This is a genomic window from Achromobacter sp. Root565 (genome assembly GCF_001427425.1).
GTDB classification, from domain to species: Bacteria; Pseudomonadota; Gammaproteobacteria; order Burkholderiales; family Burkholderiaceae_B; genus Achromobacter; species Achromobacter spanius_D.
Genome location: NZ_LMGO01000001.1, coordinates 3,636,907 through 3,652,791, shown reverse-complemented (window position 1 = coordinate 3,652,791; position 15,885 = coordinate 3,636,907). Strand labels below are relative to the sequence as shown.

Annotated in this window: 14 protein-coding genes; 12 read left to right on the top strand and 2 right to left on the bottom strand. The window is 66.1% G+C overall.

Going from position 1 to position 15,885, the window contains the following annotated elements:
• Nucleotides 1–95 precede the first annotated feature (95 nt).
• The gene (locus ASD71_RS16250; RefSeq protein ID WP_056565951.1) at nt 96–1,031 is read left to right on the top strand and encodes a glyoxylate/hydroxypyruvate reductase A; all 936 of its coding nucleotides are present in this window, start codon (nt 96–98) and stop codon (nt 1,029–1,031) included.
• A gap of 460 nt (nt 1,032–1,491) precedes the next feature.
• Entirely contained in the window at nt 1,492–2,325 is an 834-nt protein-coding gene (locus tag ASD71_RS16245; RefSeq protein WP_056565948.1) for a GyrI-like domain-containing protein, read from the top strand.
• A gap of 10 nt (nt 2,326–2,335) precedes the next feature.
• On the opposite strand, the gene ASD71_RS16240 is transcribed toward ASD71_RS16245, so the two are convergent.
• A complete protein-coding gene (locus tag ASD71_RS16240) occupies nt 2,336–3,232 on the bottom strand; it encodes a LysR family transcriptional regulator (protein ID WP_175125851.1) in 897 nt (298 codons plus the stop codon).
• 159 nt (nt 3,233–3,391) lie between these two features.
• Between ASD71_RS16240 and ASD71_RS16235 the strand changes: the two genes are divergently transcribed.
• Genes ASD71_RS16235 through ASD71_RS16225 form a run of 3 tightly spaced genes read left to right on the top strand, consistent with a single transcriptional unit; the run spans nt 3,392 to nt 8,171 of the window.
• Nucleotides 3,392–4,372, top strand: a complete 981-nt coding sequence (locus tag ASD71_RS16235; protein WP_056565945.1) for a tripartite tricarboxylate transporter substrate binding protein — start codon at nt 3,392–3,394, stop codon at nt 4,370–4,372.
• A gap of 24 nt (nt 4,373–4,396) precedes the next feature.
• Entirely contained in the window at nt 4,397–6,454 is a 2,058-nt protein-coding gene (locus tag ASD71_RS16230; RefSeq protein ID WP_056565942.1) for a hydantoinase/oxoprolinase family protein, read from the top strand.
• Nucleotides 6,447–8,171 carry a hydantoinase B/oxoprolinase family protein gene (locus ASD71_RS16225; protein WP_056565939.1) on the top strand — a complete coding sequence of 575 codons (1,725 nt, stop codon included), beginning with the start codon at nt 6,447–6,449 and terminating at the stop codon, nt 8,169–8,171. The genes ASD71_RS16230 and ASD71_RS16225 overlap by 8 nt, the downstream gene beginning before the upstream one ends.
• A gap of 13 nt (nt 8,172–8,184) precedes the next feature.
• Here the strand turns inward: ASD71_RS16225 and ASD71_RS16220 are convergent, their stop codons facing one another.
• Entirely contained in the window at nt 8,185–8,988 is an 804-nt protein-coding gene (locus ASD71_RS16220) for a GntR family transcriptional regulator (RefSeq protein ID WP_056565936.1), read from the bottom strand.
• 185 nt (nt 8,989–9,173) lie between these two features.
• On the opposite strand from ASD71_RS16220, the gene ASD71_RS16215 reads away from it, so the two are divergent.
• From ASD71_RS16215 to ASD71_RS16185, 7 genes are read left to right on the top strand one after another with little or no spacing between them, the layout of a single operon-like run.
• On the top strand, nt 9,174–10,205 hold the full coding sequence (locus tag ASD71_RS16215; protein WP_056565933.1) for an ABC transporter substrate-binding protein: 1,032 nt from the start codon (nt 9,174–9,176) through the stop codon (nt 10,203–10,205).
• Nucleotides 10,206–10,252: 47 nt separating this feature from the next.
• A complete protein-coding gene (locus ASD71_RS16210; protein ID WP_056565930.1) occupies nt 10,253–11,320 on the top strand; it encodes an ABC transporter ATP-binding protein in 1,068 nt (355 codons plus the stop codon).
• Nucleotides 11,317–12,183 (top strand): ABC transporter permease, encoded by an 867-nt coding sequence (locus ASD71_RS16205; protein ID WP_056565928.1) that lies wholly within the window; start codon nt 11,317–11,319, stop codon nt 12,181–12,183. The genes ASD71_RS16210 and ASD71_RS16205 overlap by 4 nt, the downstream gene beginning before the upstream one ends.
• 1 nt (nt 12,184) lies before the next feature.
• Nucleotides 12,185–12,985, top strand: a complete 801-nt coding sequence (locus ASD71_RS16200; protein WP_056565926.1) for an ABC transporter permease — start codon at nt 12,185–12,187, stop codon at nt 12,983–12,985.
• Nucleotides 12,985–14,142, top strand: coding sequence for an FAD-binding oxidoreductase (locus tag ASD71_RS16195; RefSeq protein ID WP_056565922.1), 1,158 nt, complete (start codon nt 12,985–12,987; stop codon nt 14,140–14,142). Before ASD71_RS16200 ends, ASD71_RS16195 begins: the two co-directional genes overlap by 1 nt.
• On the top strand, nt 14,126–14,434 hold the full coding sequence (locus ASD71_RS16190) for a (2Fe-2S)-binding protein (protein ID WP_056327675.1): 309 nt from the start codon (nt 14,126–14,128) through the stop codon (nt 14,432–14,434). The genes ASD71_RS16195 and ASD71_RS16190 overlap by 17 nt, the downstream gene beginning before the upstream one ends.
• Nucleotides 14,431–15,873 (top strand): NAD(P)/FAD-dependent oxidoreductase, encoded by a 1,443-nt coding sequence (locus ASD71_RS16185; protein WP_056565920.1) that lies wholly within the window; start codon nt 14,431–14,433, stop codon nt 15,871–15,873. The genes ASD71_RS16190 and ASD71_RS16185 overlap by 4 nt, the downstream gene beginning before the upstream one ends.
• Nucleotides 15,874–15,885 lie beyond the last annotated feature (12 nt).

Below are 15,885 nucleotides of genomic sequence, written 5' to 3'. Positions count from 1 at the left end.
AACCCGCAGGCGCGCCGCGCCGGGCATTTGCCGCCGGACTATGCGCTTGAAACACGCGCCTGGCACACACGCCCGCAACACCAGCAAGGACACGCATGCGCCTCATCATCAACTCCGGCGGCCCTCAGGCGATCGACGCATGGCGCACGCAGTTCCGCACCTTCGCGCCTGACCTGGACGTCGTCGGCTGGCATGAAGACCCCGACCCCGCCACCATCGACTACGCCCTCGTCTGGGCCCCCGACGCCGGCCGCCTAGCCACCTTCCCAAACCTCAAACTCATCATCAGCGCCGGCGCCGGCGTCGACCACATCCTCGCCGACCCCGCCCTGCCGCGCCACCTGCCCATCGCCCGCATGGTCACCGCCCGCACGCAGACCGAGATGGCAGAATACGTGCTCACCAGCGCCCTGATGATCACGCGCAACGTCAAACGCATCACCGACAACCAGTCGCGGCGGCACTGGGAAATCTTTGACTCCTTACGGGTCGCCGCTGACGTACGCGTCGGCATCATGGGCCTGGGTCACCTCGGCGTTGCCGCCGCGCAACTCCTGTCCCGCGCGGGCTTCCCCGTCAGCGGCTGGTCCCGCGGCGCGACCACACTGCCCGGCCTGCCCTCCTACGCAGGGCAGGAACAGTTCACCCAATTCCTGGCAAACACCGACCTCCTGGTCTGCCTGCTTCCCGCAACCGACGCCACTCGCGGCATCCTCAACCGCAACACGCTGTCGCAACTACCCAAAGGCGCCAGCCTCATCAACGCGGGGCGCGGCACTCACATGGTCACGCAGGACATCCTGGATGCGCTGAACAGCGGCCATCTGGACCAGGCGATCCTTGACGTCTTCGAACAGGAACCCCTGCCAGAAGACTCGCCGCTGTGGACGCACCCAAGAATCACGATCACGCCCCACTGCGCAGCGATCCCCGACCGCAAGGAGCGGGCACGACACACCGCGCTGCTGATCGCCGCGAATGAACGCGGTGAAGCTCTGCCAAACATCTACGATCCAAAGCGCGGCTATTGATAGCGGCAAATCACACAGCGAAGCGCGCAGCGCCAAACGCGCGCCGCAAGACACCGCGTAAGCTCCACCAGGCCGCCCGCGCGGCCGCCGTGGAGCGGGCTCCGCAAGTTCTTCTTCGCTTCACCACTGCGAACGAGAACGCCAAGCACGCGGCTCGCCCCAGCGATGTCGATACCCGAACCACCAGAGCTCGGTGTGGGGGCGGCGTTGGGGCGCGGGGCGTGTAGATGCGCCCGAGGGAATCTGAAGGGAAGGCCGAAGGCCTGGACGAAGATGACGACGGGGCAGTCCGGAGCGAAGGCTCCGGACCGCAATCGTAGCCCCGCGCCCCGACGCCGCCCTCACGCCGGGCGTCAAAAGAACGCTCCCCCGCCAGCAACACGCCCCACCCCACACCTCTAAAAAACCGCAAAATCTGCAAACATCCAAAAGCTAAATTGCCCCTACCAAGGAGCAAGCATTGAAGCCCACAACGCGATCCCTCTACGCCCAACGCCTGGACCCCGTCCTACGCTGGCTAGCCGCCAACCCAGACGCCACGCCAGATCTGCACCAGCTCGCAGACCTGGCCTGCCTGTCTCCTTATCACTTCCACCGCGTCTACCGCGCCATGCTCGGAGAAACCGTCACCGCCACCGTCCAGCGCATCCGCATGCAACGCGCAGCCGCCGACCTCTCCAGCACCGATACGCCATTGAAAGACATCGCCCAACGCGCCGGCTATGAATCCGAAGCCGCCTTCAACCGCGCCTTCGGCGCTCTCTTCGGCATCCCGCCGGGCCGGTATCGCGCCGCCCGCTCCCAACCCATCACCCCTCAGGAGCTAGCCATGTACCCCATCGCCATCGAAGACTTCCCCGGCGTCACCCTAGCCGTCCTGCCCCATCGCGGCAATGAACAGGAAATCGGCCCCGTCTTCTCCCGCGCCTTCATGCTCGCCGTCAGTCGGGGCATCGCAACCCCCGACGCCATAGGATTCGGCGTCTACTTCGACGACCCCGAACAGGTGCCGGAGAGCCAGTTGCGATCGCTGGCCGGGATGGCCGTCGCGCCCGATGCCGATATCGGACAAGAGCTTGAGCGATTTGAAATCCCCGCCGGCCGCTGTGCCGTCCTCAAGTACACCGGCCCCTACAACGAAATGCGCAAGCCGTACGACTGGCTCTTCTCCGAATGGCTGCCCGCCAGCGGCATGTCGCCCGCCGACTTTCCCATGTTCGAGCAATACCTGAACGACCCCGTCAACACGCCCCCCGCCGAATTGCAGACCCTGATCTGCCTGCCGCTCAAATAGCGCACGCCGCTTACCCGAGCACGCCGGCCAGATACTGCCGCAGCCAGGCGTGCGCCGGATCATCCTGATAGCGCTCGTGCCAGTAAAGCGACACCGCAATCGGCGGCAACGTCAACGGCACCTTCTGCGACACGATCCGCGCACTCCCCGCCATCGCCTTCGCAATGCTCACCGGCATCGTCGCAATCAGATCCGACCCCTCCACGATGAACGGACACACCAGATAACTCGACAGCGTCGCCACGATCTTGCGGCTCCGGTTCTGTCCCATCAGGATGCGATCGATCGCCGTGCTGAAGTAGCGCGTATGCGCCGCAAGATCCAGATGTCCATAGCTCAGGTAGGCGTCCAGATTCCAGCGCTTGCGCAAACACGGATGCCCTTCGCGCACGATGCACACCGCCGGCTCCTGGTACAGAAAGCGCGTGCGCAGATCCGGCGCCGGATCCGGGAAGTAACCCGCGATCAGCTCCACGTGATTCGTATCCAGCATGCTCAGCCCATGCTGCGGCCGCGCCGGCACGATCTGCAACTGGAAATGCGGCGCGTCCACCGCCAACCGCGGGATCAGCTTGGGCAGCAACGTGTACTGCACATAGTCGGTGGCATACAGCGACAGCGTGCGCGACGAATGCGCCGGATCGAACGCCTCGCGCGTACGCGTCGCGCGATGCCAGCCCTCCAGCAGCGGCTTGAAATTCTGGTGCAGCTCCAGCGCCCGCAACGTCGGCTGCCACGCCCCGCCCTCGCGCACCAGCAGCGGATCGCCGAACAACTGGCGCAGCCGGTTCATCGCCGCGCTCATCGCCGGCTGACTGATATTCATCGCCTCGGCCGCGCGCGACACATTGCGGCATGCCATCAACGCATCGAAATGCAGAAGCAGATTCAGGTCCGGGTTCTTCATCACCGCGCGTCCATAAATGGCATCTATACAAATATAAACCTGTAGGACTGCTGTCATTTCCGCGTGAGGCCTAGCATGACCTCGTTGTTGCAGCGAACCAAGGTTGGACACGCATGATCCGGCCATCACGAAGTTCTATCAACAAGGGGAAACCAAGCCATGAAAACAGGGCTACTACGCAGTTGCTGTCGCATTGCCGCGGGCATCACGCTCTTTGCGGCCGCCGGGGCCGCCAGCGCCGCCTGGCCGGACAAGGTCATCCGCATCGTCGTGCCCTTCGCGGCCGGCGGCTCCACCGACCTGGTGGCGCGCAAGATCGCGGAAGGCCTCGGTCAGCGCCTGAATGCCAACGTCATCGTTGAAAACCGCCCCGGTGCAGGGGGCACCGTCGGCACCGAATTCGTCGCGCGCCAGCCCGCCGACGGCTACACCATCCTGATGGGATCGGTCAGCACGCACGGCAGTGCGCCCTGCATCTACTCCAAGCTGCCGTACGACGCCGTCAAGGACTTCACGCCGCTGACGGTGGTCGCCACCATTCCCAACGTCTTGTCCGTGAACCAGTCGGTCCCCGCGAACACCCTTCAGGAGTTCGTAACCCTGCTGAAGAATGAGCCCGAGAAGTACTCCTTCGCCTCCAACGGCCAAGGCACCTCCAACCACCTGGCCGCCGAACTGTTCAAGTCCACCGCCGGCGTGTCGATGGTGCACGTGCCCTACCGCGGCTCCGGCCCCGCGCTCATCGATCTGGTCGGCGGACAGGTCAACATGATGATGGACGTGGTCATGACCTCGTACCCCTACATCAAGGACGGCAAGATCAAGGCGCTGGCCGTCACGTCACCGCAGCGCTCGTCCATGTTGCCCGACGTGCCCACGGTGGCCGAAGCCGGTTACCCCGGCTACGAGGCCATGGTGTGGTTCGGCATGCTGGCGCCCGCCAACATGCCCGAACCGCTGCGCACCAAGCTCACCGACGGCCTCGTGCAGACCCTGCACGCGCCCGCCATGAAGACCTACCTGGAGCAACAAGGCGCGCAAGTATCGGACGTCGCGGGACCCGCGTTCGGCGCAATGATCAAGGACGAAATCAACAAGTGGTGCCAGGTCGTGAAAAAGGCCGGCATTCGGCTGGACTGATCTTCATTTTTTGGAACGAACGATATGTATCGCATAGGGATAGACGTCGGAGGCACGTTTACCGATTTCACGATGATCGACGAGGACGCCGGCGTGGTGCACTTTCACAAGGTGCCCTCCACGCCGCACGATCCCTCCGAAGCCATCGCCACGGGCATCGGCCAGATGCTCGCGGATCACGGTGTCGCGCCATCACAGGTCTCGCACGTGGGCCACGGCACCACGGTGGCGACCAACCTCATCATCGAACGCAAGGGGGCGCGCGTCGGCCTCATCACCACGCGGGGCTTTCGCGATGTGCTGGAAATCGGCCGCCAGACGCGTCCGCACCTGTACGACTACAGCGTCGGGAAGCCGCCGGTGGCGGTACCGCGTGAATTCCGCGCCGAAGTCGACGAGCGCGTGAGTGCGGCGGGCGACGTGCTGACGGCGCTGGACGAAGCGCAGGTGCGCGATGCCGCGCGCCGCTTTGCAATAGCTGGCATCGAGGCCGTGACGATCTGCTTCCTGCACGCCTACCGCAACCCCGCGCATGAGCGCCGCGCGGCGCAGATTGTCGCGGAGGAGATGCCCGATGCCTACATCAGCCAGTCGTCCGACGTGCTGCCCGAATTCCGCGAATACGAACGCCTGTCCACCACCGTGCTCAACGCCGCGGTCGGGCCGAAGATGGCGCGCTATCTGGAGCGCTTCCTGAACCGCGTGCGTGAATTGGACATCGGCCATGAGCCGCACACCATCCACTCCAACGGCGGCCTGATGTCGATCGCCACCGTGCGCCAGTACCCGGTCCGTACCTGCCTGTCGGGGCCGGCCGCGGGCGTGGTCGGTGCGGCCGCGGTGGGACGCGCCATCGGCACCCTGAACCTGGTGACGTTCGATGTGGGCGGCACCAGCACGGACGTCTCGCTGGTATGCGAAGGCCGTCCGCTGTTCACGTCGCACCGCCACGTCGCCGGGTACCCGGTCAAGACACCCATGGTCGACATCCACGTCATCGGCGCGGGCGGCGGCAGCATCGCCTGGCTGGACGACGCCGGTGCGCTGAAGGTCGGGCCGCACAGCGCGGGCGCGGTGCCCGGCCCCGTGGGCTACGGCCGCGGCGGCCAGGAACCCACCATCACGGACGCCGAGATTGCGCTGCAGCGGCTCAACCCGGTGGCGCTCTTGAACGGCCGCATGCCGGTGTATGCGGACGCCGCCCGCGAGGTCATCCGCAGCCGTGTCGCCGAACCGCTGGGGCTGGACATGGAGGCGGCCGCCGAAGGCATTCTGCGTATTGCCGCGGCCAACATGAGCCGTGCGATCCGCGCGGTCTCCACCGAGCGCGGCTACGACCTCTCGCGCTTTGCGTTGTATGCGTACGGCGGCGCAGGCCCGCTGCATGCGGTGGAAGTGGCCGAGGAATGCGGTATTCCCGTCGTCATCGTGCCGCAGGAGCCGGGCACGATGTGCGCGCGCGGCATCCTGCTCACGGATATCTCTTTCGACTTCGTGCAAAGTGAAATTTCGCTGGCCGATGCGGATAGCTGGCCCGCGATCTCCGCGATCTTCGATGGCCTGCGCACGCAGGCCCAAAATTGGCTGGAATCGGAACGCGTCGACCCGGCGCTGCGCGTATGCCACAGCGCCATCGACGCGCGCTACGAGGGTCAGAACTTCGAGGTGCAGGTCAGCCTGGACGACACCGGCGCGGGCGGCCACGCGGAATTCGCGCGCCGCTTCGCAGAGGCGCATGAGCGCGAATACGGCTACACCGTGGACGACCGCAAGGTGCAGATCATCAACTGCCGCATGCAGGCCGTCGGGCAGGTCGTGAAGGCGCCGCTTGCGCCAAGGCACGTGGGCGGCGCGCTGCAGGACGCGGCGCTGGGTCAGCGCAAGGCGTACTTCGGCCCGGCGCATGGCTGGCTGGAAACTCCCGTCTATGACCGGGACCGCGTGCCCACCGGCGCAACGTTCACGGGCCCCGCGTTGCTCGAGGAAATGAGCTCGACCACCGTCGTGGGCGTGGGTCATGAGGCCTGCGCCGACGAGTACGGCAATCTGATCATCCGCCTGCAAGGAGGCTCGCATGAGTAAGCCTGATTCTGTTCAATCCCGCGCCGCGGACGCCACGCCCACGCTGGCGGACCCCATCGGCATGGAGGTCTTCTGCAACCGCCTGCTGTCGATCACCGAGGACATGAACAACACGCTGGTGCGCGCGTCGTTCTCAACCAACATCAAGGAGCGCAAGGACTGCTCGGTGGCGCTGTTCGACGCCGCCGGGCGGCTCGTCGCCCAGGGCACGCAGATTCCGCTGCACCTGGGATCGCTGGACGGCGCCATGCGCGCCATCCTGCGCACGTTTCCGGCTGACCAGATCCGCGACGGCGATGTGTATATCTGCAATGACCCGTACCTGGCCGACGGCAGCCACCTGCCTGACATCAACATCATCACGCCGGTGTTCTGGGACGGCGTGTTGCGCTTCTTCGCGGCCAACATCGCGCACCATTCCGACGTGGGCGGCGCGGTGCCCGGTTCGATCGCCGGGGGGCTGAAATCGATCTTCGAGGAAGGCATCCGCATCCCCGCCTGCCGCATCGCCCGCGCGGGCGAGACCGACGAGGATCTGCTGCGCCTGATCTGCGCCAATACGCGCGACCCGGAAGAGCGGGTGCTCGACCTGCGCGTGCAGATGGCAACCAACCGCCGTGGCGCCGCCGCGGTGCAGGGCCTGATCCGCCAGATGGGATTGGAAGCGGTGTTGCGGTCGGTGGACGACGTGATCACTTACACGCGCAAACGCCTCTTGAACCGCATCGCCGAGCTGCGCGCCGGCAGCTACACGTTCCGCAGCGATCTGGACGACGACGGCATGGGGGGCGACCCGGTGCCGATCCAGGTGACGCTGACCGTCAGCGCCGACAATCTGCACTTTGATTTCGAAGGATCCGGCAAACAGGCGCGCGGCGCGATGAACCTGCCGTTCAACGCGTTGCGCGCTTGCGTGTACTACGCGGTGAAGGCGCTGCTGGATCCGGACCTGGCGCCCAACGCGGGGTTGTTCGACCCCATCACGCTGTCGGCGCCGATGGGCACCATCACCAATCCCGAACACCCTGCCGCGGTTGGCGCTCGCTCGATCACCGCGCAGAAGGTCGCCGGCGCGATCTTCGGTGCTTTTCGCGGCCTGTTGCCGCCGGAAAAGACCATGGCGTCCAGCAACGACTGCTGCCCCGCCATCGTGTTCTCGGGCCGCTGGCGCGAGCGCGCGGGCCATTTCGTGTATCTGGAGACGCTGGGCGGCGGCGCGGGCGCGCGCTTCGATTCGGACGGCATGGACGCAGTGCATGTACACATGACCAACACGTCGAACCTGCCTGTGGAAGCGCTGGAGAACGAGTACCCGCTGCGGATGGACGAGTACGCAATGATCCAGGACTCCGGCGGCGCGGGCCGCACGCGCGGCGGGATGGGGATCGCCAAGCAGATCCGCGCGGTCGGGCCGGGCATCGTGTTTTCGGCCCGCTCGGACAGCCACACGGTCGGCGTGGCCGCAGGCGTGGATGGCGGGCGCGACGGGCGCCGTGCGCGGCTGATCCGCAACTTCGGCACGCCGCAACAAGAGGAGCTGTTCTCCAAGACCGCGAACATTGCCCTGGCGGCCGGCGAAAGCGTGCGCATTGAAACGCCTGGCGGCGGCGGCTACGGGGCGCCATCGGCGCGGCCGCAGCCGCGTGTGGCGCAGGACGTGGCGGATGGCAAGATCAGCGCCGAAGCGGCACGCGCGGACTATGGCTTGTCCGCGTGAGCCGCGCTGCGCATCAACCGACGTTGAGCGTCATCGAGTACTTCATCTTGTCGTGCGGGAACGTGGTGATGGTGGCAAGCAGCAGCACGCCGCCATCACCGTAGTAGCGGCGCGTGATGACGAAGCCCGGCGTACCGATGTCGACCTGGAGCTGCTTTGCGATCGCCGCGCTGATGGGCGTGGCGGAGAACTCCTGGTTGACCTCGGTGATGCGGTCGCCGAAGTGGTCTTCGATCAGGCGCAGCAGCGAGATCCGCGACTTCACGTCGACCCGCACGTCGGAATGCGCCGGATCGGCGTAGATGAGGGTGCAGGCCGCGGCGACGTCCGGGTCGTCGAGCGTCTTGATGGAGTTGATGTGCAGCCACTGCTGGCCGGGCTCGCAGCCCAGCGTTTCCGCAAGACGCTTGGTGAGCTTTACCGTGCGCACGTCGTGCACCAGCAGCGCCGCATTGCGTGCGTACTGCAGGAGGTCGGGGAACTGCGAGATGCGCTGCGTGAAGCGCGTGCTGGCGCGCGCCGTTTCCACGCGCGTGCCCACGCCCGGACGGCGCGACACCACGCCGGCAACGGTCAGCATGCGGATGGCTTCGCGGATCGTGTGACGGCTGGCGCCGAACTGTTCGCACAGTTCATGTTCAGTCGGAAGCAGCGTCATCACCGGATAGCGCCCCGAACTGATGTCCTGCGACAGCGATTGATAGATGCTCTTGTAGCGCGGTCCGCCCGCCACGTCAGCCGGGAGCGCCGCGCCAGGCCGGCCGCGCGCTTCCCGCTCCCCGCCTGGGCTGGCAGCGCGCTCGGAAGATCGGGTCATGAGGGAAGCCTCCTTGATTGGTTTTATAGGGTTTGTCCGGACAATAACCGATTGACAAGGCAGTCTTGCCGGATCCATTATTTGTCCGGACATTCATGTACGGACAAATTGTACGGCGGACATGAAGTCGCCGGGCAACAAATCAGTCGGTTCTTGCAGTTCTCTTCCAAAATTCGGGGGTTCTCATGAGCAAGGTACTTGCAGTGCTCGCGGCCGCGGCGGTCGCGGCCGGGCTGGGCGCAAACGCACAGGCGCAGCAGAAACTGGTGGTCGCCGGCTACGGCGGGTCGTTCGAAGACATCATGCGCAAGGACATCTTCCCGCCCTTCGCCAAACAGCACGGTGTCGAACTGGACTACGTCGCCGGCAACTCCACCAACACCGTCGCGCGCCTGCAGGCGCAAAAAAGCAACCAGCAGATCGACGTCGCCATCATCGACGACGGTCCCATGTACCAGGCCATTGCGCTGGGCTTTTGCGAGCCCATCAAGAACCTGCCCGCCGACGACATCTACACCACCGCCCGCTACAAGGACGACAAGGCCGTCGCCATCGGCATCGTCGCCACCGGCATCATGTACAACAAGAAGGTCTTCGACGAAAAGAAATGGGCCCCGCCCACCTCGTGGAAAGACCTGAAGGACCCCAAGTACAAAAAGCAGCTCGTCATCCCGCCGCTCAACAACACCTACGGCCTGCACACGCTGGTCGAATATGCCCGCGAAGGTGGCGGCGGCGAAAAGAAGATCGACCCGGGTTTCACCACGTTCAAGAACGAGGTTGGTCCCAACGTCCTGGTCTATGAGCCCTCGCCCGGCAAGATGACCGAACTCTTCTCCAGCGGCCAGGCCACCATCGCGGTGTGGGGCAGCGGCCGCGTCAAGGCCTTTGCCGATACGGGCTTCCCGGTGGGCTTCGTCTATCCGCAGGAAGGCGCGTATGCGCTCCTGTCGTCCGTGTGTCCGATCGCCAAGTCCAATGCCAATCCGAAGGCGCAGGCCTTCGTGGAATACCTGGTGTCGCCCGAGGTTCAGGAGAAGCTCGCCTCCGCTTACGGCTATGGCCCGGTCAACAAGAAAGCCAAGGTGGCTGACGATCCTCGCGTGCCGCTGCCTATCGGCAAGCGTGCCGCCGACCTCATCGTGATCGACTGGGACACCGTCAACCAGAACCGGGACGACTGGAACAAGCGCTGGACGCGGGAAATCGAGCGCTGACTGCGTATGCATAAGGGCGGCGCCAGCGCCGCCCACCGGGAGCATTCATGACCTATCTCGTGCTTGACCGCCTGAGCAAGCGCTATGGCGACACCACTGCCGTTGAAAACCTGAGCCTGTCGGTAAACCAAGGCGAGTTCATCTCGCTGCTGGGCCCGTCCGGCTGCGGCAAGACCACCACGCTGCAGATGATCGCGGGCTTCGTCGAGCCGTCCGGCGGCAGCATCGTGCTGAACGGCAAGGACGTCAGCAAGGTGCCCGCCAACAAACGCGGGCTGGGCATGGTGTTCCAGAACTACGCGCTCTTTCCGCACATGACCGCCGCGGAGAACGTCTCCTTCGGCCTGGAGATGCAACGCGTCAAGAAAGACGAGCGGCTGGCCCGCGTGGCGGACGCGCTCAAGCTCGTGGGCCTGTCGCATCTGGCCGACCGCCATCCGGCGCAAATGTCGGGCGGCCAGCAGCAGCGCGTCGCGCTGGCGCGCGCGCTCGTCATCCGGCCCAGCGTGCTGCTGCTGGACGAACCGCTCTCCAACCTGGACGCCAAGCTGCGCGAAGAAATGCAGCTTGAACTGCGCAGCATTCAGCGCACCGTCGGCACCACCACCATTCTCGTCACGCACGACCAGTCCGAGGCGCTGGCGCTGTCCGATCGCATCGTGGTCATGAACCAGGGGCGCGTCGAACAGGTGGCTGAACCTTTTGCCGCGTACGAGGGACCCGCCAGCCATTTTGTCGGCGGCTTTCTGGGCAAGGCCAACGTCTTCACCCCGCAGGCCGAGCAATACGAAGGCGAAATGCGCGCCCGCATCGGCGAGGCGCATATCGGTCTGGAAGGCGCGCCGGTGCCGCAGGGCGCCGTGATCGTCCGCCCCGAAAAGATCCTGTTCTCCGAACCCGCGGCCTGTGCGTTGCCCGGCCGCATGAAGACGCGCGTCTTCCAGGGCAATCACTGGCTGTGCCAGGTGGAAACGTCAGTTGGCGAGGTCATGGTGATTCGCCAGAACGACGGCGTGCCGGTGCCCGCCGAAGGCGAACCTGTGCATCTGCGCTGGCGCGCGCAGGACATGTGCACCGTCGATCCGGCCGCTGCGCCGCAAGGCAAAGCCTCATGACCGCGCGCACCAATCCGTGGGTGCTGAGCGCGCCGGCGCTGGTGGTGTACGCCACGTTCCTCGTCGTGCCGATGGCGCTGGTGTTCCTGATCAGCTTCTTCGACTTCCAGTTTTATGGCGGCATGCAGGCCACCTTTACCTGGAAGAACTACATCGAGATCTTCTCGGACGGCTACTACTACGAGATCTACGCGCGCACCTTTGGCGTGGCCGCGGCCGTGACGGTCGCATGCCTGATTCTTGGCACGGCCGAAGCCTACGTGCTGTCTCGCATGGCCAATCCGTGGAAGGGTCTCTTCCTGATGGTGGTGCTGGGGCCGTTGCTGATATCCGTGGTGGTCCGCACGCTGGGCTGGGCGCTGCTGTTCGGATCGACCGGCCTCATCAACAAGGCGCTGATGGGCATCGGGCTGATATCAACGCCCATTGACCTCATGTACAGCAACCTGGGCGTGGGCATTGCGCTCACGCACGTGCTGGTGCCCTTCATGGTGATCTCGGTGTGGGCATCCTTGCAGCGGATCAATCCCGCCACCGAGGCCGCCGCGCTGTCGCTGGGCGCCAGCCAGTTCACCGTGATCCGGCGCGTAATCGTGCCGCAGGTGATGCCCGGCATCCTGTCCGGCGCCATCATGGTGTTCGCAATGGCGGCAAGCTCATTCGCCACGCCGGCCATCATCGGCGGACGCCGCCTGAAGAACGTGGCCACGGCCGCGTACGACGAATTCCTGAACACGCTGAACTGGCCGCTGGGCGCGGCGCTTGCCGTGGTGCTGCTGGTGGCGACCGTGGTGGTCCTGCTGTCCGCCAACCGCATCATCGAGCGCCGCTACGGCGCGGTGTTCAACCAGGCCGGAGGCTGACATGCAATTTCGCAACGGCCCCATCGGCCTCGTCTTCCACACGCTGTTCATCCTCTTCATCCTGGCGCCCATCGTCATGGTGTGCGCGGTCGCGTTCACGTCCGAAGGCTTCATCTCGCTGCCGTCGGGCGGGCTGTCGCTGCGCTGGTTCCGCGCCATTCTGGACAACCCGCGCTTTGTCGACGCGTTCTGGTTCAGCTTGGGGCTGGGCACGCTGTCGGCCACGCTCGCCATCGCACTGGCAGTGCCCAGCGCGCTGGCAATCGCGCGCAACCGCTTTCCCGGCCGCGAGGCGCTGGTGGCGTTCTTCCTGTCGCCGCTGATGATTCCGCACGTGGTGTTGGGCTTGGCGTTCCTGAAGTTCTTCACGACCGTCAATCTGGCCGGCACCTACTTCGGCCTGGTGGTGGCGCACGTAATCCTGGTCATGCCCTACGCGTTGCGGCTGGTGCTGGCGTCGGCGGCGGGCATCGACCCGGCGCTGGAACGCGCGGCGCAATCGCTGGGCGCGTCCAACTGGACGGCCTTCCGGCGCGTGGTGCTGCCGCTGCTCTTGCCGGGCGTGGTGAGCGGCTGGGTGATCGCGTTCATCACCAGCTTTGATGAACTGACGATGTCGATCTTCATCGCCTCGCCGTCCACCACAACATTGCCGGTGCGCATCTTCCTGCATATCGAGGACACCATCGACCCGCTGGTCACAGCCGTGTCGGCGGTGCTGATCTACGTGACCATCATTGCCATATTCATCCTGGACCGCGCCGTCGGCCTGGAAAAGCTGTTTGTAGGAAAGGGACGCTGATGACGGACGAGAAACAACTGGCGCCGCGCGCGCCCACGCACCGCGGCATCTACGATGCGGCGGTGATCGGGGGCGGGCTGGTCGGATCGGCCGTGGCCTACGGGCTGCGGCGCGAGCTGGACCACGTGGCCGTGCTGGACGAGGGCGACGTGGCCTACCGGGCCTCGCGCGGAAACTTCGGGCTGGTGTGGGTGCAGAGCAAGGGCATGGGCCTGCCACGCTACGGCGTGTGGACCATGACATCGGCAAACGGCTGGCCCCGGCTTGCGGCTTTGCTGCAGGAAGAGACCGGGGTCGACGTGCATCTGGAACAGCGCGGCGGGCTGCACGCGCTCCTGAGCGACGAAGAAGTCGAGGCGCGCACCCGCTTCATGAGCACGCTGCTCGCGCAGCCCGGCATGGCCCAGTACGACTGGAAGATGCTGGACCGCGCCGAAGTCGCCGACCTGGTCCCGGGCATCGGGCCGGACGTGCGCGGCGCGACGTGGACGCCGGTGGACGGCATCGCCAATCCGCTTAAGCTGCTGCGCGCGCTGCACATGAGTTTTGCACAGCGGGTTGTGGATTACCTGCCGCAGCGGCCGGCGCAGAGCATCCGCCTGCGCGACGGCGTGTTCGATATCGCCACGCCAAGCGGGACGGTGCGCGCGCACAAGGTGGTGCTGGCCTCTGGCCTGTCCAACAAGCAGCTTGGCGAGCAGGTGGGACTGGACGTGCCGGTGCGCCCGCAGCGCGGGCAGATCATCGTGCTGGAGCGCACGCGCCGCATGCTGGAAATCCCGCTGTCCACGCTGCGTCAGACCGATGAAGGCACCTGGCTGATCGGCGACTCGCAGGAAGAGGCCGGCTATGTGGACAACCTGGTGGGCCTGCCCATCCTCGGCACGCTGGCCGACCGCGCGGTGCGCACGTTGCCCGCGCTGCGCGATGTGCGCGTGGTCCGCAGCTGGGCGGCGCTGCGCGTCATGTCCAAGGACGGCTTTCCCATTTATCAGCAATCCGAAACGTGTCCGGGGGCGTTCGTCGCCACCTGTCACAGCGGCGTGACGCTTGCCGCCGCGCATGCGCTCAATCTGGCGCCCATGATCGCCGCCGGCAGGCTGGCCGACGACATGGCGCCCTTCTCGACCCGGAGGTTTCATGTTCAAGCGGCTTGACGAGGCGCAGCGGCAGGCGCAGGGCGCGCCGGTGCGGGTAACGGTCAATGGGGCCGAGATGCTGTGCCGTCAGGGCGACAGCGTGGCGGCCGCGCTGTTTGCGGGTGGCGTGCAGGCCTGTCGCGATACCGCGGTCAACGAGGTGCCGCGCGGGCCGTACTGCATGATGGGCGTCTGCTACGACTGCCTGGTCACCATTGACGGACAAGCGAACCAGCAGGGCTGCATGACGCCCGTGCGGGAAGGAATGAAGATCGAGCGCCAGTTGGGTGCGCGCAAGGTGCAGGCATGATCGACACGACGCAATGCGATTTGCTGGTGGTGGGCGCAGGCCCGGCGGGTCTGGCGGCCGCAACGCTGGCGGCGAACCTGGGCGTGGACACCGTGCTGCTGGATGAGCAGCCCGCGCCGGGCGGCCAGATCTACCGCGCGATCACCACCACGCCGGTTACCGACCGCGGCATTCTGGGCGAAGACTATTGGCACGGCGCGACGCTGGTACCGCCGTTTCAGCAGTCCGGCGCGCGTTATGTGCCGGGAGCGACGGTGTGGGCCGTGGCCCAGCGCACGGCGCCCGAATCAGCGGAAGGCTTCGAGGTGGCGTATTCGGTGGCGGGCGAGGCGCGCATCGTGCACGCGCGCCGGCTGCTGCTGGCCACCGGTGCGCAGGAACGTCCCTTTCCGATTCCGGGCTGGACGCTGCCGGGCGTCATCACCGCGGGCGCGGCGCAGATTCTCTTGAAATCCTCGGGTGTCGTGCCATCCGATCGCACGGTGCTGGCCGGTTGCGGCCCGCTGCTGTATCTGGTGGCCTGGCAGTACCTGAATGCGGGCGTGAAGGTGGACGCGCTGCTGGAAACCACGCCGCCCGGCCGCATGGGCCAGGCGCTGCCCAAGGTCTGGGGTTTTCTGCGCTCGCCGTATCTGGGCAAGGGGCTGAAGCTGCTGCGCGCGGTCAAGGCCGCCGTGCCTATCGTCAAGGGCGTAACGGCGCTGGAAGCGCTGGGCGACGGCAAGCTGCAAAACGTGCGCTACACCGCCGGCGGCGTCACCAAGATTCTGCCCGCCGATCAGCTCATGCTGCACCAAGGCGTGGTGCCCAACGTGAACTTGTCGCGCGCCGTGGGCGTGGCGCATCGGTGGAACGACGCGCTGGACTGTTGGGAGCCGGAGGTCGACGAGTGGGGCACGACGGCGGTGGACGGCATCGGCATGGCCGGGGACGGCGCGGGCATCGCGGGCGCGGTGGCGGCCGAACACCGGGGCCGGCTGGCCGCGTTGCAGGCGGCGCATCTGCTGGGCCGCATCGATGCGGGCAAACGCGACAACCAGGCCGCCGCGCCGCGCGAGGCGCTGGCCCGTGCCGTGCGGGGCCGCGAGTTCTTCGACACGCTCTACAAGGCCCCTGAAGCGTTCCGGCGTCCCACCGGCGACACGATCGTGTGCCGCTGCGAGGAAGTCACCGCCGCGCAGGTGCGCGAAACCGTCAAGCTGGGTTGCAGCGGTCCGAATCAGATGAAGGCGTTCCTGCGCTGCGGCATGGGACCGTGCCAGGGCCGTTTCTGCGGCCTGACGGTGGCCGAGATCATTGCCGAGGAGCGCGGCGTGCCGACCGAGGAGGTGGGCTACTACCGGCTGCGTTTCCCGACCAAGCCGCTCACGCTGGGCGAACTGGCGTCGTTGCCCCAGACCGACGATTCGCGTCAGGCCGTCGTCCGCCTGAAGAAATGACGGGTGGACGCC

Bases quoted from the DNA above. Each gene is read 5' to 3' on its own strand.
- ASD71_RS16250 (WP_056565951.1), top strand. From the start codon at position 96: ATGCGCCTCATCATCAACTCCGGCGGCCCTCAGGCGATCGACGCATGG.
- ASD71_RS16240 (WP_175125851.1), bottom strand. From the start codon at position 3,232: ATGAAGAACCCGGACCTGAATCTGCTTCTGCATTTCGATGCGTTGATG.
- ASD71_RS16235 (WP_056565945.1), top strand. From the start codon at position 3,392: ATGAAAACAGGGCTACTACGCAGTTGCTGTCGCATTGCCGCGGGCATC.
- ASD71_RS16230 (WP_056565942.1), top strand. From the start codon at position 4,397: ATGTATCGCATAGGGATAGACGTCGGAGGCACGTTTACCGATTTCACG.
- ASD71_RS16225 (WP_056565939.1), top strand. From the start codon at position 6,447: ATGAGTAAGCCTGATTCTGTTCAATCCCGCGCCGCGGACGCCACGCCC.
- ASD71_RS16220 (WP_056565936.1), bottom strand. From the start codon at position 8,988: ATGACCCGATCTTCCGAGCGCGCTGCCAGCCCAGGCGGGGAGCGGGAA.
- ASD71_RS16215 (WP_056565933.1), top strand. From the start codon at position 9,174: ATGAGCAAGGTACTTGCAGTGCTCGCGGCCGCGGCGGTCGCGGCCGGG.
- ASD71_RS16210 (WP_056565930.1), top strand. From the start codon at position 10,253: ATGACCTATCTCGTGCTTGACCGCCTGAGCAAGCGCTATGGCGACACC.
- ASD71_RS16205 (WP_056565928.1), top strand. From the start codon at position 11,317: ATGACCGCGCGCACCAATCCGTGGGTGCTGAGCGCGCCGGCGCTGGTG.
- ASD71_RS16200 (WP_056565926.1), top strand. From the start codon at position 12,185: ATGCAATTTCGCAACGGCCCCATCGGCCTCGTCTTCCACACGCTGTTC.
- ASD71_RS16195 (WP_056565922.1), top strand. From the start codon at position 12,985: ATGACGGACGAGAAACAACTGGCGCCGCGCGCGCCCACGCACCGCGGC.
- ASD71_RS16190 (WP_056327675.1), top strand. From the start codon at position 14,126: ATGTTCAAGCGGCTTGACGAGGCGCAGCGGCAGGCGCAGGGCGCGCCG.
- ASD71_RS16185 (WP_056565920.1), top strand. From the start codon at position 14,431: ATGATCGACACGACGCAATGCGATTTGCTGGTGGTGGGCGCAGGCCCG.